Origin of the sequence: Amycolatopsis sp. NPDC049159, assembly GCF_040648295.1 — a bacterium.
GTDB classification, from domain to species: Bacteria; Actinomycetota; Actinomycetes; order Mycobacteriales; family Pseudonocardiaceae; genus Amycolatopsis; species Amycolatopsis pretoriensis_A.
This window is the reverse complement of record NZ_JBEZDL010000012.1, coordinates 295,282-317,375: the sequence shown is the minus strand read 5'-3', so window position 1 is coordinate 317,375 and position 22,094 is coordinate 295,282. Positions and strand designations below refer to the sequence as shown.

General features: G+C 73.4%; 13 protein-coding genes. 8 read left to right on the top strand and 5 right to left on the bottom strand.

What is annotated here, in order from left to right; genetic code table 11:
• Positions 1-186 precede the first annotated feature (186 nt).
• Complete coding sequence (locus tag AB0B33_RS23950) at positions 187-351, bottom strand: hypothetical protein (RefSeq protein ID WP_360775440.1); 165 nt, start codon at positions 349-351, stop codon at positions 187-189.
• A 438-nt stretch (positions 352-789) separates the two neighbouring features.
• Between AB0B33_RS23950 and AB0B33_RS23945 the strand changes: the two genes are divergently transcribed.
• The 6 genes from AB0B33_RS23945 to AB0B33_RS23920 are packed head-to-tail and all read left to right on the top strand — an operon-like array spanning position 790 to position 14,137.
• Entirely contained in the window at positions 790-5,031 is a 4,242-nt protein-coding gene (locus tag AB0B33_RS23945; RefSeq protein WP_360775437.1) for a toxin glutamine deamidase domain-containing protein, read from the top strand.
• Positions 5,031-5,480, top strand: a complete 450-nt coding sequence (locus tag AB0B33_RS23940; RefSeq protein ID WP_360775434.1) for a hypothetical protein — start codon at positions 5,031-5,033, stop codon at positions 5,478-5,480. The genes AB0B33_RS23945 and AB0B33_RS23940 overlap by 1 nt, the downstream gene beginning before the upstream one ends.
• Positions 5,481-5,485: 5 nt before the next feature.
• Positions 5,486-6,892, top strand: a complete 1,407-nt coding sequence (locus AB0B33_RS23935) for a TNT domain-containing protein (RefSeq protein ID WP_360775431.1) — start codon at positions 5,486-5,488, stop codon at positions 6,890-6,892.
• A complete protein-coding gene (locus tag AB0B33_RS23930) occupies positions 6,893-9,136 on the top strand; it encodes a YrhB family protein (protein WP_247016323.1) in 2,244 nt (747 codons plus the stop codon).
• Positions 9,137-9,152: 16 nt separating this feature from the next.
• Positions 9,153-12,194 (top strand): ADP-ribosylglycohydrolase family protein, encoded by a 3,042-nt coding sequence (locus AB0B33_RS23925; RefSeq protein WP_360775428.1) that lies wholly within the window; start codon positions 9,153-9,155, stop codon positions 12,192-12,194.
• A gap of 35 nt (positions 12,195-12,229) precedes the next feature.
• Positions 12,230-14,137: a TNT domain-containing protein gene (locus tag AB0B33_RS23920; RefSeq protein ID WP_360775425.1), complete on the top strand. Its 1,908-nt coding sequence runs from the start codon at positions 12,230-12,232 to the stop codon at positions 14,135-14,137.
• Here the strand turns inward: AB0B33_RS23920 and AB0B33_RS23915 are convergent.
• From AB0B33_RS23915 to AB0B33_RS23905, 3 genes are read right to left on the bottom strand one after another with little or no spacing between them, the layout of a single operon-like run.
• A complete protein-coding gene (locus AB0B33_RS23915; protein WP_247016317.1) occupies positions 14,124-14,975 on the bottom strand; it encodes a methyltransferase domain-containing protein in 852 nt (283 codons plus the stop codon). The two genes, AB0B33_RS23920 and AB0B33_RS23915, sit on opposite strands and share 14 nt — an antisense overlap.
• A gap of 12 nt (positions 14,976-14,987) precedes the next feature.
• A complete protein-coding gene (locus tag AB0B33_RS23910; protein ID WP_247016315.1) occupies positions 14,988-16,295 on the bottom strand; it encodes an ATP-binding protein in 1,308 nt (435 codons plus the stop codon).
• Between the two features lie 4 nt (positions 16,296-16,299).
• Entirely contained in the window at positions 16,300-17,742 is a 1,443-nt protein-coding gene (locus AB0B33_RS23905) for a CCA tRNA nucleotidyltransferase (RefSeq protein WP_247016313.1), read from the bottom strand.
• A 101-nt stretch (positions 17,743-17,843) separates the two neighbouring features.
• On the opposite strand from AB0B33_RS23905, the gene AB0B33_RS23900 reads away from it, so the two are divergent.
• On the top strand, positions 17,844-18,386 hold the full coding sequence (locus AB0B33_RS23900) for an NUDIX hydrolase (protein ID WP_163046934.1): 543 nt from the start codon (positions 17,844-17,846) through the stop codon (positions 18,384-18,386).
• The gene (locus AB0B33_RS23895) at positions 18,383-20,536 is read left to right on the top strand and encodes a DUF6049 family protein (RefSeq protein WP_360775420.1); all 2,154 of its coding nucleotides are present in this window, start codon (positions 18,383-18,385) and stop codon (positions 20,534-20,536) included. Before AB0B33_RS23900 ends, AB0B33_RS23895 begins: the two co-directional genes overlap by 4 nt.
• Positions 20,537-20,660: 124 nt before the next feature.
• Here AB0B33_RS23895 and AB0B33_RS23890 read toward each other — a convergent pair whose 3' ends face one another.
• Complete coding sequence (locus tag AB0B33_RS23890) at positions 20,661-22,004, bottom strand: hypothetical protein (RefSeq protein ID WP_360775417.1); 1,344 nt, start codon at positions 22,002-22,004, stop codon at positions 20,661-20,663.
• Positions 22,005-22,094 lie beyond the last annotated feature (90 nt).

The window sequence follows — 22,094 nt, the reverse complement described above, 5'->3', positions numbered from 1 at the left end:
CACGGCCAGCCGCAGCACCCTGGGCAGCCGGTCCAGCCGAACGGCCAGCCGCAGCACCCTGGGCAGCCGGTCCAGCCGAACGGCCAGCCGCAGCACCCTGGGCAGCCGGTCCAGCCGAACGGCCAGCCGCAGCACGCTGGGCAGTCGGGTGGTCAGCCGCAGTACCCGGGGCAACCGGGTAGCCAGTCACCGCACGCTGGGCAGCCGGTCCAGCCGGGTGGCCAGCCGCCGCACGCTGGGCAGCCGGCTCAGTCGGGCGGTCAGCCGCCGCATGTTGGGCAGCCGGTTCAGGCGGGTGGGCAGCCGTCGCAGGGTGGGCAGCAGCCTCCGCGGAGTGGGCAGCCGCCGCACGGACAGGGCGGGCCGCCTCGGCAGGGTGGGCCGACACCTCAGGATCCGCGGTGGTTGTTGCATGGGGGGCAGCCGCCGTTGCCGGGTGGGCCGCCGCCGGTTCAGCATGGGGGGTCGTCGCATTCGCGGGGGCCTTGGGCTCCTGGTGGGCAGGCGCCGCAGGGTGGGTTGCACCCGAACGATCCGCGGCGGATGCCGCCGCAGGGTGCGCCGCGGCCTGCCGGGTATCCGAATCAGACTCGGGGGCCGCAGGGGCCTGGGCCGCATCCTGGTGGGCGTCCGACTGTGCCGCCTCCTCCTGGTGGGCGTCCGCCGATGCCTTCGCACGATCCTCGGGTGCCGCCGCCGCGGTTCGGGTCGCCGCCGGAGCACTTGCCGCGGGGGCCCGTTGAGCAGCCTCGGCCGCTCGGGGAAACCGCTCCGGGGCCGGAACGTCCGGTGGGGCAGCCGCACGAGCAGCAACTGCCCGCCGAGGCGAGTTCGGCCACGCGCGAGCACGAAACGCGCGCGGGCGACGAGCAGCGCCCGGCGGAAACGACCCCCCGCGAACACGAGGCGCCCGCCACTGAAGAGCCGGCGCCGCAGCAGCGTCCCGACGAAGCGACCCCGCGTGAACAAGAGCCGCTCGCGCACGAAGGGCGTGCCGACGAGCAACCGGTGCACGAACAGGAAACGGCCGCCGGTGAACACGCTGACTACGGGCAACCCCGGCCGGACGAGCCCTACCTCACCGACCACGACTTCCACACCGATGATCCCGCCGGCATTCGGCGGGTCGAGGACACCTTCATGGACTCCGGGCGCTCCAGCCTGGAAGACGGCGAGTGGCGCCACGAGCAAGTCCGCCGCGAAGCGCTGGCCAAGCGCGACGAGCACCACCCCGGGATCTCCGACGACGGGGCCTTCGCCGTCCACGCCTACACGCGGTACGAAATGGTCGGGCCGCTCAACCGCGCCCTGCGGATGGGCGGCCCCGAACTGATCGACCTCGCGCCCCAGGCCGGGGCGCTCGTCTCCGGGCTGAACGAACTTCCTCCTCACCTCGGCACCGTCTCGCGGCGGGTCGACTTCGGCGGCAACCTCTCGCGGCTTCAGGCCTTCGTCTCGCGGTTCCACGACGGCGCGCACATCACCGAGCCCTCGTTCCTCAGCTCCTCGAAGATCGACGCCGACCACCCGCGGAGCAAGTTCCCCGGTGAAGTCGAGATGCGGATCCAGTCCAAGACCGGGCGCGACGTCGAATCGATGGCCAGCATCGGGCACGAACGCGAGGTCCTCTTCAAGGCCGGGACGCAGTTCAAGATCACCGGCGTCGAGGAAGGCCCTGGTCACCCGAACCACAAGCCGAAGCCCGAGCCCGGGCAGCCGCACTACGTCGTGCATGCCGAGGAGGTCGTGGCCGGTGAGCCGGGGCACCTCGGGGCGCACGAGGCGCGCGACGCCATCGAACAGCGCCGCGCCGACGAGCGGGCCGACGAGGACCGCTTCCAGCGTGAGGCCGACGAAGAGCTCGAGCAGTTCTACGCCGAGCACCCCGAACTCCGTCCGGGTGACATGTCGAAGCTCACCGCCTTCGACGACCCCAACGCGGGCCCTCCGCCCGAGCGGGTGCCGCCGGCCACCGGGGAGCCCGACGGGGGTTGGGCGCAGCTCGCCGAGCCGCTGACGCCGGGTGGCCCGCCCGTCTTGCACGCCGGGTCCGTCGAGACGCCGCAGCAGCACGCGCGGCTCGTGCGGGACGCCGTTCCCGAGCTCGGGAACGTCAACACCCGCAACCACTACGGCCCGAACGGCCTCCAGAACGGCTTCCGGACCAACGCCGCCGAGTCGATGGTCGCCTTCGAGCGGCGGATGAACGGCGAGGACGTCGTCGCCGGGCCGGCCCGGCAGCAGAGCCTCGCACACGTCAGCGAGCAGCTCGGCGGGCAGTGGCACAGCCGGGACGGCTTCGACGACGTCGCCCGTGACCTCGGGGAACGTCCCGTCGGCGCGCGGTCGGCCGTCGCCTTCGAGACGCCTGACGGGGAGTCCCGGCTGGTCGCCGCCGTGCGGACCGAGCACGGGGTGCTCTTCGCCGATCCCGTCACCGGGCGGCTCGCCGAGCTGCCGCACGACGCCACCGGCGTCCACGCCCTGCCGCTCGGCGGCGGGGACGCGCCCCCGCACCACGAAGGCATCTCCGACCGGCTCAACCCGACGACGGAGCGGCTCCCGCACGACGAGGGCTACCTCTTCGACGGCGAGCACCACGGCACCCCGGCCGACCACGAGAGCATCCGCCGCGCGGTCGGTGACGAGGACATCTACCAGCAGATCCACGACCGGGCGCTGGACCGCCGGGACGCCGCCGGGCTGCCGCTGACCGACGAGGGCGCCGTCGCGCTGCACGGCTACACCCGCGGCGAGTACGCCTACGACGTCAACGAGGCCCTGCGCCGCGGCCCGGACCACCCCGGCTTCGACCTCGCGCACGAGAACACCCGCGCGATCCTGGACGGCCTCAACCAGGTCCCCCGCACGTCCGGGGAGAGCCTCCGCGGCATCGACGTCGGCGGCGATCCGCGCCTGGCGGAGCTGGTCGCCGGGCCGTACGAGCCGGGGCGGGTCGTCGTCGAGCCCGCGTTCTCCAGTGCGTCGATCAAGACCGGCGAGTTCTCGACGTCGAAGTTCGGCGACGACGTCGAGCTGCACGTCCGGTCGGACAACCTGCGCGACATCTCGAAGCTCGCCGAGAACCCGGGCGAGCGCGAGTCGCTTTCCCCGCCCGGCACCCAGCTGCTGGTGCACGAACGGCGTCTCGAGATCACCCCCGACGGCCGCCGCAAGTGGGTCATCGAGGCCGAAGAAATCGGGCCCGGCCACCCGCGCTACCTCGATCCCGAGGCCGCGCAGCAGAAGATGGCCGAGCGGCGCGCGGAGAACGACCACAACGCGGCCGAGTTCGAACGTCGCAAGCAAGCCGCGATGATGGAACGGCTCAGCGGGCTCAACGAGCCGGAGCACGTCGCGCCTTCGCCGGAGCAGCCGACCGTCCACGACACCGTCGACGAGACGCCGGCCGAACCGCTGCCGGTCGCCGAGCCGGGGCCGGACTACTCACGGCTGGCGCGCTCGACGAACCCGCCCGCCGAACCGGCCATCCACGCCGGCGGGACGACGCCGAGCGAGCGCGCGGCCTACGTCCAGGACAGGCACCCGCACCTGCGCGACGTCAACCCGGGCTTCCGCGAGCCCGGCGCGCTCGAAAACGGCTACCTCTCGAACTGCACGCGCGGCCCTGAGGCGTACCTGGATCGCGTGCGCGGCGGCGACCTGACGGCCGAGCCGATCCTGCTGCACGAAATGGGCAGCCGCGGCACGCTCGAGCACCTCGAGGGCCGGTTCGGCGAGACCTTCTCCGCGCGCGGCAGCTACGACGACGTCATCCGCGAGATGCGCGAGCGGCCGCTGGACCACCACGCCGTGGTCGCGGTGAAGTACGACGGCCCGAACGGCGTCGAGTACGGGCACGTGGCGATGGTCGTGCACACCCGCGACGGCGTCGCGTTCATCGACCCGCAGTCCGGCGACCTCATGCACCTGCCGCAGCCGCCGAAGAGCATCAAGCTGATGCACGTCGGCACGCCGGACGAGGTGCACATCGGGTCCGACCACGTCACCGGGGAGCACGGCGGATACGGGTCAGCCCAGCCGCACGACGCGTTCCTCGCCCGCGACGACGTCGCCGCCGCGCTCGACGGGCACGCGTCGGCGGACTACATCCGCGAGCACATCGGGCAGCACCCCGAGCTGATCCGGATCCTGAGCGAACCGGGCAACGACTACTTGACCCGCTCGCTGCTGGACAACCCGAAGACCCTCGAGAGCCTGCTCAAGCACCCCGAGGCGATCCCGATCCTCGAGGACGCGGTCCACGAGGTGAACGAGCGCGGCTACCACGTCATCGACGACGTGGAGCACCAAGGCGTCGAGCCCTTCGACCCGACGCCGGAGCAGGCGGAGATCTCCTCGGACGTCGCTGGGATCGCCGCCGTGGCCCCGCCTGAAGCGCTGCGGCACGGCAGCTTCGACCAGGCACGGGCCGGTGATCCGGAGTACTGCGAGCAATGGGTCGCGGAGGAACGCGAGCGCTGGCCCGAGACGCAGGGCACGCTCAACCGCATCACCGAGCGGATCGCCGGAGAGACCGACGGCCACCCGGGATTCCGGCCGGAGCCGAAGGACGACGTCCGCGCGCTGGCGAAGATCGCGAAGTACGGCTGGGACGGCTCCCAGCTGCACGACCTCGTCGGCGCCAAGATCCAATTCGAGCGGGTGGCGGACATGTACCGCGCACTGGACGCGGTACGCAATGATCCCGAGCTCCAGATCGTCGACTTCACGGACCGGCTGGCCGGGCCGAAGGACAGCGGTTACCGGGACCTGCAGCTCAACGTCCGGCTGCCGAACGGACACGTGGCCGAACTGCGACTGCACCTCACGCACATCGACGAGGTGGCGTCGTACGAGCACGCGCTCTACGAGGTGCGCCGCGACTTCGAGACGTTGAGCAGGAAGGACGGGCGTGAAGGCCTCCTATCGCCGGAGGAGGCGGCCCTCGCCGCGGCGCTGACCGAACAGGTCCGAGGCCGGTTCGAGGAAGCGTTCCGGCGGGGACTGACATCCGAGGAGAGCGGCTGATGGCCTTCCAGACCCCCAGGTTCTACAAGTACTACGCCCAGACCTACCGGATCGACTCGACGCCCGACGGCGGGTTGAAGGGCACCATCCTCAATCTGCGAACGGGCTTCTTCGAAGCCGACAGCAGCCACATCCGCGAGCTGATCTGGTCGACCACGGAGTCGAACATCGGCGGGCCGTTCAGCGAGGAGAAGTTCGTCCAAGAGACCGAGATCGAGCGGAACCACTACCTGTCCGGCGACGGCCCGATCTTCGCGCTCTACGAGACGATCAACGGCATCAACGGCACAGCATTCAAGGAGGGACGCGGCCGGACCAAGCAGGAGACCGCGCTGGTCCACGCGTTGCAGAAGCGCACCTTCAAGATGTGGGAAGACGAAGCCGCCCGGATCGCCGCCGGTGAGGCACCGTCGTTCACGGTGACGAGCCGCTTCAACGCGGGGCAATGATTCACGTGGAACAACGACTTTCGCCCGACGACCAGCGCACCCTCCTGGTGCAGCTGGGAAAGCTCCTGCGCGAACACCGCGTCGACGCCGCCGGGCCGGCTGCCGTCGACTTCCGGCAGGTCGGGGCACACCGCGAACTCGTCGGCCACAACGCAAAGACGTCGGACGAGCTCAGCGAGCTCTTCGCCCAACTGCGCGAGGGGATGTACGCCGAAGACCGCGGGACGTGGCTGCAGGCGCGGTTCACGCTCAACCCGGACGGCACCTTCGACTTCGACTTCGCGCGTGACGACGACCCGGTGTGGACCGAACCGCCGGCCGCCACCGACTACCCCGACGAGCTCGCCGCCTTCCCGCGGGCCGACGAGCACATCCCGGACTGGTGGCGGCTGCGCGCGCAGCTTCCACTCGGCCTGGTGTTCCGGCACGCCGAGATCGGCGACCCGGACGTCGAGCGGCCGCCGCTGACCGACACCGAGGTGCCGCTCGTGCTGCAGTACCTCGAACGCGAAGCCGTCGTGCACGAGGACGACGACCAGCGGTTCCACAGCGACGGGACGTGGATCTGGTCCGAGGCGGTGCCGCTGCTGCTCGCGAAGCACGGCGTTCCGCCCGAACCGGACCTCGTCGCGCACATCCGGCGCCACCACTTCCAGCCGCCGTACGTCGAGCCGCTGGTGCGGCGGACCGCCGAGGCGGACCTGCGGGGCGAGCCGCGGCCGAAGCCGGGGCGGGCCGACGTCAAGAAGACCACCGGGGACGTCGCCGCCGAGCTGGAGACGACGCCGGATCCGAAGCTGGCCGACGAAGAGCTGCTGATCGTGCTGGTCCAGCGGCTGGGCGAGCACGGCGTCTGGCCCGAGGCCTACCGGGTCGGGGAGCGGGCGGACGGCACGTGGTGCCTCAACTTCACCCCCGGCGGCTGGGAGGTCGCCGCGTACGCCGGCGGAACGGCCCGGGAGCCGAAGTACTTCACCCGGCTGGAGGATGCCGCGCAGCAGCTGCTGGGCGCGTTGCTGCTGCACCCCGCCCGGATGACCGCCGGCCACGAAACCCCCCTGGAAACCGCCAAGGAGCTCGACGACTGGCCGGTCCACCCGGCTCCGGGTGAGCCTCCCCTCACCCTGCTCCGCAACAAGCGCATCACCCGGCTGGTGGCGGGTACGGTCGTTCTGCGCTTCGGCGAAGAACCCGGCAACCTCGTCCACCACGGGGAGGTACGGTTCGCCACGACGTCGCTGCCGCTGGAACGTGAGCGGCAACGGCGGAGCTACCGGCTGAGACGCCCTCTGCACGTGATCACCGGCATCACGGTTCCGTGGGCGAACCTGCCGGGTGGTGCGGTGGCCTTCGTGCTGCCGAAGACGATCGCCGAGCACGAGTCCGACGGAAGCCTGGAGAGGATCGAGTAGGTGGAAGCGGCGGAAGCGATTGCCAAGGTCGGCCAGTGGCTGCGCGCGGTGCACGGTCCGGACGTCTCCGGTCCCGCCGGGCTCCGGGTGGACACCGGGAAGGTCCTGCGCATCCCCGAGGGCTGGTCGGTGCCCTACAACACCATCGCGTTCCTCGACGAGGGACGGCCGGAGAAGGAGATCTTCCCGCCGCCGTCGGTCGTGGTCCGCGAGCCGGACGGCGAGCTGCGGCAGGCGCACCCGCACCCCGGCGGGCTGTCGGTGCCGGTGGCGTTCCCCGGCCAGGAGAACTGGCGCGAGGTCGTCGACCCCGAGTACGTGAAGGCCGGGCTCGGTGAGCTGGGCGTGCCGCTGCAGGCGGTCGCGGGCTGGGTGAAGGTCGACGCCGAGGGCAACCAGACCGGCGAAGAGCGCGAGAACCCCGAGTACAAGGCCGGCCCGATCCGCCGCGGCTACCCGAAGCCGGAGAACACCCTCGAGACGCTGCTGTCGTTCGGCAGCGTCGGCTGGCTGACCCGGGAGCTGCTGCTCATCGGGCTGATCCGCTGCGAGGTGTTCGTCCCGCTCGACCTGGAGACCGGCAAGACCGACCGCTTCTACTTCGCCGAGGAGCGCAACGAGCTCAAGGTGTTCAGCTCGACCCGGCACCTGCCCTCCCGCGAGCACGGCTGGTGGAAGGTCGACGTCGCCACGCTCGCCGAGTTCGAGCACCCGCCGAACCTGGTCATCAACGGCGGCCCGACGACCATCGAGGACGTCTCCAGCGGCGAGCTCGCGGAGATCGTCAAGCGGTTCCCGCGCCACGAGCCGCGCATCGACGTGCACGGCCGCTGCCCGGAGGCCGAGGAGGACCTGATCCGCGTCGCCGCCGACACCGCGGCGCGGATGGGGCTGCCGGACCCGGTGAAGCCGCCGCTCAAGGCGGCCGAGAAGGCCCGCCGCCGCGGCTTCGAGCTGACGGCGGAGGAGTGCGCGAAGACCGTGCTCGGCGAGTCCTGGCTGAAGCGGCTGCAGATGCCGGAGCCGCCGCGGAGCAAGCCCAACGACCTGCGCGCGAACGGCCTGGCCCCGGCCTACGACAACGCCGGGCGCACGGTGCCGCGGCTGGACACGTTCGGCAAGTACCCCGAGCGCGACCTCGACGGCTTCCGCTACGGCTGGCAGCGCGTCACGGGCGCCTACGTCGGCTTCGCCCTCGGCGAAGCGCTCGGCGCCGCGGTCGACCGGGTGCCGCTGCACGACATCCACGCGAAGTACGGCATCGAAGGCGTCACCGACCTGCTGCCCGCGTTCGACCAGGTGGGCCGGATCGGCTCGCTGACGCAGCGGCTGCTGTTCTACACCGAGGCCGTCGTCCGCAGCCCACACCGCGAGCAGCCCGAGTCCCGCGAAGCCGAGCAGCTCTTCCCCGGCGTCGTCCGCGGGGCGCTGCAGCGCTGGCTGCGCACCCAGGGCGCGCCGATGGAGAACGCCGACGGCTGGCTCGTCCAGGTCGCGGACCTGCACGCCCGCCGCGACGCCGACGACGCCGAGCTCAACGCCTACCACCAGCTCGCGACCGAGGCCGCGGGCGCGCCGCCGCTGACCGGCCCGGCCGCGCTGATCCCCGCGTTGCCCGCCGCGCTGACCATGGCCGGGCCCGGCAGCGGGCTCAGCGGCGGCGCGCGCCAGGCGGTGCGCGACCTCGCCGGCGTCACCCACCCGACCGAGCCGGACCTGGCCGCCGCGACCTACCTGACCTGGCTGTTCGAGCACGCGCTGACCAAGGACGCGTTCAGCTTCCCGATCTGGAACCTCAGCCGCGAGGTGCTCAACCCGGACAACCAGTTCCAGCAGGGCCCGGAGTGGACGGCGATCGGGGACATGGTCGCCGAGTCGGTGCCGTTCTTCGGCGAGCACGGGCTGCCCGACCTGCGGATGGCGGAGCTGATCGGCGACGGCCAGACGACGCTGTCGGTGCTCGGCCGCGCCTTCGCCGCGTTGTCCGGCTTCGAGAACTACCCGGAGCAGGCGCTGCTGCGCGCGGTCAACCACTCCGGCCGCAGCGCGCTCACCGGTGCGCTCGCCGGCGCCCTGCTGGGCGCGCGCACCGGGATCCCCGGGCTGCCGCAGAAGTGGGTCGACCAGCTGGAGCTGCGCTACCTGGTCGAGAACGTCGCTTCGGACGCCTACTGGCACTTCGACCGGCACTCGGCGCTGAGCGCGCAGGGTGACACGTGGATCGAGCGGTACCCGCGGCATTAGCCCGAGGATGGGGAGCATGGAAGAACAGGACGCCGTCGCTCGCGTGCGGGAGTGGTTGCGCACGCGACCGGGCGGTGACCGGCTGCGGATCCGGGACGAGCTCACCACGCGCCGCCCGGACGGCTGGCGCTTCACGGTCAACGCCGCCGCGTACCTGGACGGCACCGACGTCGGCGCGGGCCTGATCCCGGCTCCGGTGCTGTTCGTGCCCGGCGACGGCGGCGAGGTCACGCTCGACCAGGCGTCGATGGCGAGCACGCCCGCCGAGGCCGAGTGGCGGCCCGACGTCGATCCCGAGTTCGACGAGAAGGCGTTTCCGAACCTCCCGGTGCGGGCGATCCGCGGCTGGACCCGGTCGACCGGCGAGTACCGGGTCAACGAGCAGTACACGCCCGGCCCGGTCTGGCGCGGCTTCCCGGTGCCGGCGACGGACGCCGCCAAGCTGCTGACCTACCTGGCCGTGGGCTGGATCAGCCGTCCCGAGTTCGCCCAGGCGCTGCTCGACTGCGAAGTGCTCGTGCCGCTGCCGGACGGCGAGCCGCTGCTGCGGCCGGTGCCCGGCACCGGCGCCCGCGAAGTCATCGCCTACAGCTCGTCGGCGCTGGTTCCCGGGCGCTACCCGCGCCGGTGGCGGGTGCCCATCCGCGATCTGCCGTCGTCGGCCGGGCTGACGCTCGACCCCGGCACCGGGCTGGTCCGCAGCCTGACCGCGGCCGAGCTGGGTGCGACCGGCGAACGCGGTCCGCGGGTCGAGGAACCCGCACCGGAAGCCGGCCCCGCGGTCGCCGACGCGCTGCCCGCGCTGGTCGGAGAGTTCGGCGTCGAGCCGCCCGACCTGCTCGAACGGCACCTGCGGTACGCGGTGAACCACGCCCGCGACCACCACTTCGAGCTGACGCCCGAGGAGTGCGTCCGGTACCTGCGCGGGTTCGCCTGGCAGTACCGCAACGGCGTCCGGCGCCGCGCGGGCCAGGCCCCGGAATGGCCCGCCGACCTGGCCGCGCACGGCCTGATCGCGCACGTCGACGAGGAGGGCCGCCCGCGGCCGGTGCCGTGGACGTTCGGCAAGTTCTCCGCCTTCGGCACGCCCGCCGGGCGCTTCGCCTGGCACCGGATCGTCGGCGCGTACGTCGGCTTCGCGATCGGTGACGCGCTGGGCGGCGGTGCCGACCCGGCCGGACCGCTGCCGCTCGGCGGGCTGACCCGGCACCTGCTGTTCCACACCGACATCGTGCTGCGCGGGCTGCCGCCGGTGCCGACCGGCGAAGTCCCGGCCACGCTGCCCGAGCCGGACCCGGTCGGCTGGCTCGCCGTCGCGACCCGGCACGCGGGCCCGCCGCCCGCGGAGTTCTCCGCGCTGCTGGCCACCGCGCTGGCCGCGACCCCGGCCGGCGCGGTCGCGCTCGCCGACGTCGACGGCGAGCGGTACGCGAAGGACGTCGCCCGCGAGCTGACCGGCAGCGGCGCCGGGGCCGAGGTCACCGAAGGGGTCGAGCTGCTGATCGCGGTCTTCCAGGCCCTGCTCACGCGCGAGGCGTTCGCGCTGCCGGTGCACGTCCGCCTGCGGGAAGTGGGCGGCGACCTGGCGACGTCGACGCTGGCGCTGCGCGAGGACCGCGACGCCGACGACGTCGCCCAGCTCGAAAGCATCGGCGACGGCCGGAGCGTGCGCTCGGTGCTCGGCCGCGCGCTGTTCGCCGCGGCCAAGCGCGGCTACGACCCCGCAGCGGCGATCACGCTCGCCGCGCGGTCCGGCCCGGTCGCGGGCGCCCTCGCCGGGGCACTGGTGGGCGCCCGGGTCGGCCTGCCCGGCCTGCCGTGGGTCTCGGCGCTGCCCGACCTCGGGCTGCTGGAGGACATCGCGAGCGACGTCTTCTGGTACTTCAACCGCAACGGCCTCCAGACGGAGACCGCGGAACACCCGCGTTGGGAGCGCCGGTACCCGAGCGGCCGGTTCAACCCGAAACCGAAGGGACCGGACTTGCGATCGCGACTGCGGGGCAGCCTGCTGGCCGGGGCGATCGGCGACGCGCTGGGCGCGAAGACGGAGTTCGACTCGATCGACCGGATCCGCGAGATCGCCGGGCCGGCCGGGATCACCGACTTCATCCCCGCGTACGGCGGCGTCGGCCGGATCACCGACGACACGCAGATGACGCTCTTCACCCTCGAAGCGCTGATCCGCGCGCACGCGCAGCGGCGGCGCACCGGCTCGGCCGACGTCGTGCACTCGCTGCAGCTGGCCTACCAGCGCTGGCTGCACACCCAGGGCGTCGCGTGGGACCGGGCGCGCGGGCCGCAGTCGGCCCTCGAGGCGCCGGACGGCTGGCTGATCACCCACCAGGAGCTCTTCAGCCGCCGCGCCCCGGGCCTGACCTGCTTCGGCGAGCTCGAGGCGTACGGCCGCTCGGGCGTCCGCGGCACCGTGGAGCGGCCGGTCAACAACTCGAAGGGCTGCGGCGGCGTGATGCGGGCCGCGCCGATCGCGGTGTGGTCGGACGACCTCGCCGAGGTGTTCCGGCTCGGCGCCGAGAGCGCGGCGCTGACCCACGGTCACCCGAGCGGGTATTTGTCGTCCGGGTGCTTCGCGGTGGTCGTGCACGAACTGCTGCACGGAAAACCCCTGCTCGACGCGGTCGCGACCGCGCGGGCGGAGCTCGTGAAGCACGCGGGGCACGAAGAGCAGAGTGCGGCACTCGACGCTGCCTTGGCGCTGGCGGAGCAGGGCCCGCCGACGCCGGAGAAGCTCGAATCGCTCGGCGCGGGGAACATCGGCGAGACGGCGTTGTCGATGTCGGTGTACGTCGCGCTCACCACGACCGACGCCGACACGGCGTTGCTGGCGTCGGTCAACCACAGCGGGGACAGCGACTCGACCGGCTCGGTCTGCGGCAACCTCGTCGGCGCGATGTACGGCGAGGGAGCACTGCGGCAGAGCTGGCTGGAGCGGCTGGAGCTCCGCGACGTCATCGTCGGACTGGCGGACGACGCGATCACCGAATTCGGCCCGGGTGCGCCGGGTGACGACCGGTGGTTCGCTCGGTACCCGGTCGACTAGATTCCTGGGGTCACTGGGGCAGGGGAGGACAAAACGTGCGTTACCGGGTTGAGGTGGCCGAACGCCCGGACGGCCTGTACGCGACGTGGGGCGAGGGGACGTTCCGCGCGCAGCGGTCCACCACCGACGGCACCGTGCTGCTGTCCGTGCTTCCGGAGGAAGAGGCGCCGGACGGGTTCGACAAGGAGCACGACGGGCGGCCGGCGCGAGTGGTGCCGGCGAGCGAGGTGCCGGCGACGTTCACGCTGCGCACCTTCGCCGAGTACGACGGCGAGGTGTTCGAGGTCGCTCCGGGCGAGCGGCCCGAGCTGACCTTGCGCTGGGTCCGCGACGACAGCGTCCGCGCGGCGCAGCTGGGGCTGACCGACTTCTCGGTCACCGTGCCGGCCAAGCAGGTCACGGCGTTGTGGCAGACGCGGCTGGACTTCACCGAGGCGCCGGACGCGCGGCCGCAGCCGGGCGGCGACGACCAGAACGCGCTGCTGCGCGCGATCGGCCGGACGCTGCTGCACACCGTGCCCGGCGGCTGGTCGCGGGTCGGCGCGCAGTTCCGGCAGGTCGGCGACTACGCGGAGATCGAAGTCCGCGCGGTCGGCGACGAGGACGGCCCGGTGTCGGTGTCGCTGCCCGCGGTGCCCCGGCTCGGCGGCCTCTTCGCGCGGCTGCGCGCGGCGATGTTCCAGCCCGAGACCGGCACCTGGTTCCAGGGCACGTTCACGCTCGACTCGGCGTCGTCGTTCGACTTCGACTTCGACGCCGACCGCGAGCCGGACTGGCGGGTGCCGCCCAACGACGGCGGGCGCCCGTCGACCGCCGCCTACGAGCTGGAGCTGGCGACCTACCCGCGCACGCCGAAGCACGCGCCGGCGTGGCTGACCGCGAAGGCCGGGCTCCCGCTGGACACCGCGTTCCGCCTCGCGCGGGCCGCGGACTCGCACGCCGAGGGCGAGCGTCCGGTGGTCAACCGGCCGCCGGTGCCGCCGGACCAGGTCCGCGGGGTGCTCGACTACCTGTTCCGCTCGCCGGTCGCGCTGCACCGGCCGACGCCGCTGCCGGACATCTTCGGCGTGCCGGGCGCGAAGCCGGACGTGCCGAACGCGTTCCACACCGACGGCACCTGGATCTGGCCCGCCGCCGTGCCGCACTACCTGCGCAAGTACGGGGTGCCGCCGGAGCCGGAGCTGGTCGAGCACATCCGGGCGGCCGCTTTCCGGCCGCCGTTCGTCGGCGAGCTCGTCCGCGCGACGGCGGAGGCGGAGGTCAGCGGCACGCCGCGGCCGGCGCAGACCGCCGCCGACCTGCCGGACGAGCGCGCGCTGACCCGCGTCGCCCGCGGCGAGCAGGTGCGCAACCTGCGCGGCGCGGAGACGCTGGAGCTGCTCCAGCAGCGGCTCTCCGAGCACGGCGTGCCCCCGGCCGCCTACCGGATCGGCGCGAACGAGATCCCGGCCGAGGACGTCTGGACGCTGCGCCGCGCGGAGAACGGCTGGGAGGTCTCACGGCCGCCGTCCGACGAGCCGGTGGCGTTCGGCTCGCTCGGCGACGCGGCCCGGTTCCTGCTCGGCGTGCTGCTGATGCTGCCGCCGCGCCCGGCGGAGGAGTCCGACCAGCCCGCCGACTGGCCGATCCTGCCGATGCGCGGCGAACCGCCGTTGAACTTCTACCGCGGCAAGCGCCTGATCACGCTCGCCCCGGGCACGACGGTCGTCCGGTTCGGCAACGAGACCGGCAACCTGGTGCACGCCGCGGGTACGCGGTTCGTCGAGGCCGCTCTGGCCTTCGAGCGCGAGCGGGAGAAGCGGCTGTACCGGGTGCAGCGGGCGGTGCGGGTGCTGACCGGCGTGACGGCGCCGTGGAGCGGGATGCCGGGCGGCGCGGTCGCCTACCTGCTGCCGCGCCCGCTCGCCCAGCACCTCGAAACGGGCTCGCTCAGCAGGCAGTGATCAGGACGGCGGGCGACCACCAGTAGTCGGCGAGCGGGGTGACGTCGACGTCGGTGAAGCCCGCCGTCTTCAGCTGCTCGGTCCAGCCCGCGGCCGGGTGCTCCCAGTTCGTCCGCTCCTGCCCGGAGACGATCCCGAGCAACACCGGCAGCAGGAAACCCTGCGCGACCAGGGAGGCGTCTTCGCCGTACTCGGCGACCCCGCGCTCGTAGCGTTCGACGAGCGAGCGCAGGTGCTCCGGCGAGCCTTCCTCGAACTCGGGGACGTCGAACTCGGCGATGACCAGCTTCCCGGTGCGCAGCTGCAGCGTGCGAAGCACCTCCGCGCGCTGTTCCGGCTCGATGGACTGCAGCGCGAACGTCGACTGGACGAAGTCCCAGCCGAGGTCGTCGCGGGCCAGGAACTCCTGCGCGCTCGACTGCCAGCACTGCGCGGACGGCACCCGCTCGTGGACGCCTTCGAGCAGTGCGGCCGACGGTTCGACCAGGTCGATCCGCGCCGGGGTGTGCGCGGCCTGCTCCAGCGCGGGCACGACGGCGAGGCCGTCGCCGCAACCCAGGTCGAGCAGCGATTCGGGCTTTTCGGCGTCGTAGCGCTCGGCGAGCGCGGTGCTCAGGGCCCGGTACAGGCCGATGTTGCCGCCGCCGCGGATGAAGGTCGTGAACGCGCTCGGCTGGTCGTACACCGGCGCCGAGCCGTCTCCGCCCAGGTAGATCCGCAGTTCGTCGGCCAGCGTGGAGCCGGCGCGCCCGGCCCGGGCGGCGAGTTCGACGGCCTGGTCGCGGTCACCGGCGCGGTGGGCGATGAGAGCGTCGGCGAGCAGCTCGATCGAGGTCATGTTCAGGAGATATCAGAAGGGGACCCAAAGCGTCACCCGAGTGCCCCCGCCGGGCAGTCCGGATTCGACCAGCGACGTCCCGCCGACCTCGGCCAGCCGCGCGGTGATGGACTCGCTGATGCCGAAGCCGGCCGGGTGGTCGGCCGCGCTGAAGCCGCTGCCGTGGTCGCGGGTGATCACCGCGATCCCGCCGTCGCGCTCCTCGACCCGGACCACCACCCGGTCGGTGCCGGAGTGCTTCATCGTGTTCCGCAGGGCCTCGCGCACGGCGTCGCGGATGGCGATCTGCCGGACCTCCGACAGCGTGTCGTCGTCCAGCTCCGCCACCACGAGCTGGGCGCGCAGGCCGTCGCGCGCCATCTCGGCGGCGAGCGCGGCGAGCTTCTCGCCCAGCGGCCGGGCGCCCGCCTCGGCCCGCTCGGACTTCGCCGACTCGATCGTGTGCCGGATCTCCATCGCCTGCGCCCGGGCCAGCCGCTGGATCTCGACCAGCCGTTCCTCGGGGTTGGCGGTGCCGGACAGCGCCATCGCCTCGAGCGTCTGCAGCACGGTGTCGTGCAGCATCCGGTGCTGCTGGGCACGCTCGGCGAGCCGTCCGTTGCGGGTGCCGTAGGCCAGCGCCAGCCGGGTGCCGAGGCCGGTCAGCAGCAGGGCGGCGGTGGCCAGGAACAGCTCCGCGAGCAGCACGGAGTACGTCGAGAACGCGGCGTCCACCTGGAACCGGCCGGTGTTGAGCCAGTTCGCGAGCATCCGCAGCGGGAAGCTCGCCAGGCCGAACACCAGCCCGCTCGGGACGCCCAGCGCGAGCGTGAGCAGCCCGGCCTCGCCGAAGAGGTGGACGCTGCTGACCGCCAGCGCGTCGAAGTAGGCCACCGCCGGCACGGTCAGCGCGAGGACGAGCGGCGAGAGCACGGAAAAGAGCAGGTCGACGGCGAGCAGCTTCCCGGCGTCCCGGCCGCGGAACGGCGCCGAGCGGAACATCCAGCGCAGGCCGATCACGTTCAGCGCGACCGAGAGCAGCGTGAAGACGCCGACCGGCAGCAGCCCGGTCGTGCCGTGCTTGACGGTGTACACGCCGAACTGGCCGGGCACCGCGAGCAGCCGGTAGGCCAGCGGGATGAGCACGACGTACCGGGTGGCGCGCAGCAGCAGGCCGTCGCGCTCGCTCGGGTCGATCGGGCCGTTCATCCGCGAGATGCGCCGGAGCGCGTGCATCGGGGCCGGGTCGGCGATCTCGTCGGGCAGCTCGCTCGTGGCGGTGGCGATCGCGGGGGCGCCGCGGCGCATCAGCGCCACCAGGAAGCTGCCCCCGCCCGTCACCGGCTCAGCCGTTCCCGATGCCGTTTTCCGCGGCCCACTGCTTCAGCTCGGCCACGGCGTCGTCGTGGTCCAGCGGCCCGCGGTCCAGGCGCAGGTCCTTCAGGAACTTCCACGCCTTCCCGACGTCCGGTCCCGGCTTGATGCCGAGCAGTTCCATGATCTGCTCGCCGTTGAGGTCCGGGCGGACCCGGTCGAGGTCCTCCTTGGCCTTCAACGCCGTGATGCGGGCCTCGAGGTCGTCGTAGGTCGCCTGCAGCGCGGCCGCCTTCCGGCGGTTGCGCGTGGTGCAGTCGGCGCGGACCAGCTTGTGCAGCCGGGTCAGCAGCGGACCGGCGTCGGTGACGTACCGGCGGACCGCCGAATCCGTCCACTCGCCCTTGCCGTAGCCGTGGAACCGCAGGTGGAGGAACACGAGCTGGGAGACGTCATCGACGATCTCCTTGGAGAACTTCAGCGCCCGCAAACGTTTGCGGGCCATCCGCGCGCCGACCACCTCGTGGTGGTGGAAGCTCACGCCGCCGCCCGGCTGGAACTCCCGCGTCGCCGGCTTCCCGGCGTCGTGCAGCAGCGCCGCCAGCCGCAGGATCAGATCGGGTCCGGACGCCGGCTCGTGCGAAGTCTCCAGCTCGATCGCCTGCGCGAGCACGGTCAGCGAGTGCTGGTAGACGTCCTTGTGCTGGTGGTGCTCGTCGATGGCCAGCCGCATCCCGGGCACCTCGGGCAGCACCCGGTCGGCCAGCCCGGTGTCGACCAGCAGCTCCAGGCCCGGCCGCGGGTCGGCGGCCAGCAGCAGCTTCGACAGCTCGGCCTGCACGCGCTCGGCGGTGATCCGGTCGATCTCGCCCGCCATCGACGTCATCGCGTCGACCACCCGCGGCGCGGCGGTGAAGCCCAGCTGCGCGGCGAACCGGGCGGCCCGCAGCATCCGCAGCGGGTCGTCGGCGAACGACTCCTGCGGCGTCGCCGGCGTGTCGAGGACCTGCTCCCGCAGCGCGCTCAGCCCGTCGTGCGGGTCGATGAACGTGCCCGACGCCAGCTCGACGGCCATCGCGTTGACCGTGAAGTCGCGGCGGAGCAGGTCGCCCTCGATGCTGTCGCCGAAGGTGACCTCGGGGTTGCGGCCGACACGGTCGTAGCTGTCCGCGCGGAACGTCGTGATCTCGAGCTGCATGCCCTTCTTGGTCACGCCGATCGTGCCGAACGCGATCCCGACGTCCCAGACGGCGTCGCCCCAGCCGCTGACGATCTTCAGCACCCGGTCGGGGCGCGCGTCGGTGGTGAAGTCGAGATCGCCGGACGGCCGGTCCAGCAGCGCGTCCCGCACGCTGCCGCCGACCAGGTAGAGGCGGTGGCCCGCACTGGCGAACCTCTCCGCCAGTTCCTCGGCCAGGGGGGAGACCCGCATCAGCTCCACCACCGCGTTCTGCTTGACGACCACGTCGTTCACGAAAATCCCACTACGTTCCAGGTGCGCTTGCTCCGAGCACCGCCGGACACGGACACGGAGAGCCAGCCTACCGGGGCAACCGTTTGCTCTAGCATCGCAGCATGTCTGGATCAGCCGGCCGACCCGGCGCCTCGAAGCCGCGCAGGCGGCGCAGGCGTCAGCGCGGCAGGCGCCTGACCACGGTCGACGAGACGTCGGCCGGTGGCCTCGTGGTGGACGCGGCGCGCGAACAGGCGGTGCTGATCGGCCGGCTCGACCGGCACGGCAGACTGCTGTGGTCGCTGCCCAAGGGCCACATCGAGGACGGTGAGACGGTGGAACAGACGGCCGTGCGCGAGGTGAAGGAGGAAACCGGCATCTCCGCGCGCGTCATGCGTCCGCTGGGCACCATCGACTACTGGTTCGTGGCCGAGCGGCGGCGCATCCACAAGACCGTCCACCACTTCCTGCTCGAGGCGCTGGGCGGTGAGCTGTCCGACGAGGACGTCGAGGTCACCGAGGTGGCCTGGGTCCCGCTGGCCGAGCTGGAGACCAAACTCGCCTACTCCGACGAGCGCAAGCTCGTCCGGAAGGCCAAGGAACTTTTCGCGCGCCCGGACGTCCACGGACGAGACGAGCACGCCCCTGAGGGAGCCCCCGAGTGAAGCGGTTCGCCGCAGCCTTCCTTTCCGTCCTCTTCCTGGCCGTCCCCGCCCTCGCCGGCGCCTCGGTGGCCCAGGCGGAGGAAGGTGCCCGCCTGCGCGTCGACCTGAACGAGCTCGCCCCGCGCGTGATCACCGGGTCGACCACGACGCTGACCGTCGCGGGCACGGTGACCAACACCGGCGACCGGAAGGTCACCCGGCCGCAGGTCCGCCTGCAGGTCGGTGACCGGGTCACGACCTCGCGCGGGGTCAACGACGTGCTCTCCGGCGCCGTCCTCAAGGACAGCCCGCTGACCGACTTCGCCCCCGTCGCGGACGCGCTGGACCCGGGGCAGAGCGCGCCGCTGAACATCACGGTGAACCTGACCGGCCCCCGCGCGGAGCGGTTCAGCCGGCCCGGCGTCTACCCGCTGCTGGTGAACGTGAACGGCACGCCGGAGTTCGGCGGGCCCGCCCGGCTCGGCGCGGTCAGCATGCTGATGCCGGTGCTCACCGGGCCCGGCAAGCAGTCGAGCAGTCGCGCCGGCGCGCCGAGCATGACCATGCTCTGGCCGCTGACCAGCAGCGTCCCGCAGGTGTACGCGGCCCCGTACGGCCAGCCGCTGGTGCTGCGCGACGACCGCCTCGCCGCCGAGATCAGCGGCGACGGCCGGCTGAACGCGCTGGTCGGCGCCGCGACCACGGCCGTGCGCGGCAGCTCGAACCTCGCGAAGTCGATGTGCTTCGCCCTCGACCCGGACCTGCTGACCACCATCGACGCGATGAGCCGCGGCTACCAGGTGCACACCGACGGCGGGAACGTCGACGGCAAGGGCACCGAGGCCGCGAAGGCGTGGCTCGCCGCGCTCAAGACGCTGCTGACCGGCCGGTGCGTCGTGACACTGCCCTTCGCCGACGCCGACCTCGAGACCGTCGCCAAGATCCGCCCGGGCGACGCCACGCTGGTCACCGGCGCGGTGTCGGGCGCGGCCGCGATCCAGCAGCTGGCCGGCGTCACGCCGCAGACCGGGGTGCTCTGGCCGGGCGGCACGCCGAGCGAAGCGGTGCTCACGGCGTTGTCGCAGGCCGGCGTCCGCACGGTGCTGACCGACGCCGCCAAGCTGGCCCCCACCGCGGCCGGCGGCGGTGTCACCGTGCAGGGCAGCGCCGTACGCGCGCAGCCGACCGACTCGCTGGTCTCGGCCGCCATGACGGGCGTGCCGACCGTGCCCGACTCGGTCACCTCGCCGGTGAACACCGAGCGGGCGATTTCGAGCCAGAACGGCCTCGGCGCCCTCGCGTTCCGGGCCGGTCTCGGCCAGCCGGCCGGCCAGGAGCGGCCCGACCACCTGCTGGTCGCCCCGCCGCGGCGGTGGGACGCCCCGGTCGCCGAGCTCACCGCGTACCTCGAGCAGGTCGCCGGCTTCATCACCGCCGGCGTGGTCACCCCGATCGCCCTCCCGTCGCTGCTCTCGGCCGACCCGGCCGCCTCCGGCGCGGTCGGCGACGGCGGCCAGGACCCGAACGCGGCGGTCGACCCCCAGGTCGCCGCGACGCTCTCGGCCGTCGACGGCCAGGCCACCGGCATGGCGTCCTCGATGCAGCTCGACCCGACCAAACGGGTGAAGCCGGACGACGTCGTCGCCCCGGTCCGGCTGGCCGAGCTCCGCGGCGCCTCGACGGCGTGGCGCGGCCTGCCCGCCGACGCGGCGACCGCGAACGCCCAGGCGGAGATCGCGGCGATCAGCGACCGGGTGAGCGTCCAGCAGCCGCGGCAGACCATCGCGCTGGCGTCGGGCAACTCCCCGCTGCCGGTGTACGTGGTGAACGACCTGCCGGTGGGCATCAACGCGCGGTTCACCTTGAGCAACAACACCGGATTGCGCACGGACGACCGCAAGGAGGTGTCCTTCCCGGCGGGCGGCGGACGGCAGTACCTGCTCCCGGTGGAGGCGCTGCGGGCCGGCCGGTTCAGCGTCGATGTGTCGTTGAGCACCCCGACCGGTACCCCGCTCGGGTCATCCGCGCGCTTCGAGCTGACGTCCACGGAGTACGGCGCGATCACCATCATCGCGACCGTCGCCGCAGGTGTGGCCCTGCTTCTGCTCGCCTCGCGGCGCATCTACCGGCGGGTGAAGGACGCCCGCGCGGGACGCGATGTAGTGGACTGATCCCTCGGCCTTCGCGTGTTCCGCGCGGTTCCCGATTACCCTTGGTCCGCACGTGCGCGGCACCCGGCCGCGGCACCGGAGTAGAGCACCGAGGATTGGGCACGCGTTGGAGAGAGACCCGGGCTTACCACCCGAGCGTGCGAGTCGTCCTCGGCGCGAAGCCGCTCCGCCCCCGCAACGGGGCGACGGACCCCCGCGCGCGTCGCAACCGCCCCGCCGGCAGCAGCCGCCTCCACCACCCCCGGAGCGCGGCCGCAGGCAGCCGCCCCGCAACGGCCAAACCCGCCAGATGCCGCCCCCGGACGACGCCCCACCCCGCGCCGGCCAGCCCCGCCGCGAGCAGCCCCGCGGCGACCGGGTGCCCGGCGACGACCGTCCCCGGCGGGCCGCCCGGCCGGGTCGCGAAGAGGCCCCGCCCCGCGCGCCCCGCCGCGACCGCGACGACCGCCCCCGCGAGGACTGGCCCGCGGAGGAACGCGCCCCCCGCGCCGACCGGCCCGCTCGGGGCGACCGTCCGCGCGAAGACCGGCCCGCGGACGACCGCGGCCCCCACGGCGACCGCGCCTTCCGCGACGACCGAGCACCACGCGGCCCTCACGACGACCGCACTGTGCGCGACGAGCGGGCACCGCACGACGACCGCGCCTTCCGCGAAGACCGAGGTCCGCACGGCGACCGCGGCCCCCGCGACGACCGGGCACCCCAGGCCGACCGCGGCCGCCGGGACGACCGGGCTCCGCAGGGCGACCGCGCCCTTCGTGAGGACCGAGCACCCCAGGGCGACCGCGCCCTTCGCGACGACCGGGCACCCCACGCCGACCGCGGCCCCCGGGACGACCGGGCTCCACAAGGGGACCGTCCCCTTCGCGAGGACCGAGCAACCCAGGCCGATCGCGGCCCTCGCGACGACCGGGCTCCACAAGGGGACCGTGCCCTTCGCGAGGACCGGCCGCCCCGCCGCGTCCCGCCGCCCCAGCAGCCCCCGCCGCGCGGGGGACAACCGCCGCGGGGCGGACCCGCGCCGACGCGGGTCCAGCCCGTGCCGCCGCTTCCGCCGCTTCCCGGCGGACCGCCTCCTGGTCAGCCGCCGAGCGGTGCTCAGCCGGGTGGCCTGCCTCCGGGCGGTGCCCAGCCGGGCCCGCAACCGAGCGGCGTACCGCTGCCGGGCCAGCCCCTGAGCGGCGCCCAACCCGTCATCACACAACCGGGCGGCCCCCACCCAGGCGGTCCGCCGCCGGGTGGCCCGCAACCCGGCGGCGCCCCACCGGCGGCACCCCAGCAAGGCGGTCCCCAACCAGGCGTCGGTCAGCCGGGCGGCCCCCCAGGCGGCGCTCAGCCAGGCGGACCGCAAGGCAGCCCCCAGCAGGGCAGCCCCCAGCAGGGCAGCCCCCAGCAGGGCGGCCCCCAGCCGAGCGGCGTCCCCCTGCCCGGCCAGCCCCTGAGCGGCGCCCAGCCGGTCACCTCCCAAGCAGGCGGCCCGCCGGCCGCGCCGCCGCAAGGTGGCCCCGGCGCGCAGCAGGGACGGCTCCCGCAGCCCAGCCCGCCGTCGACCCCGCCA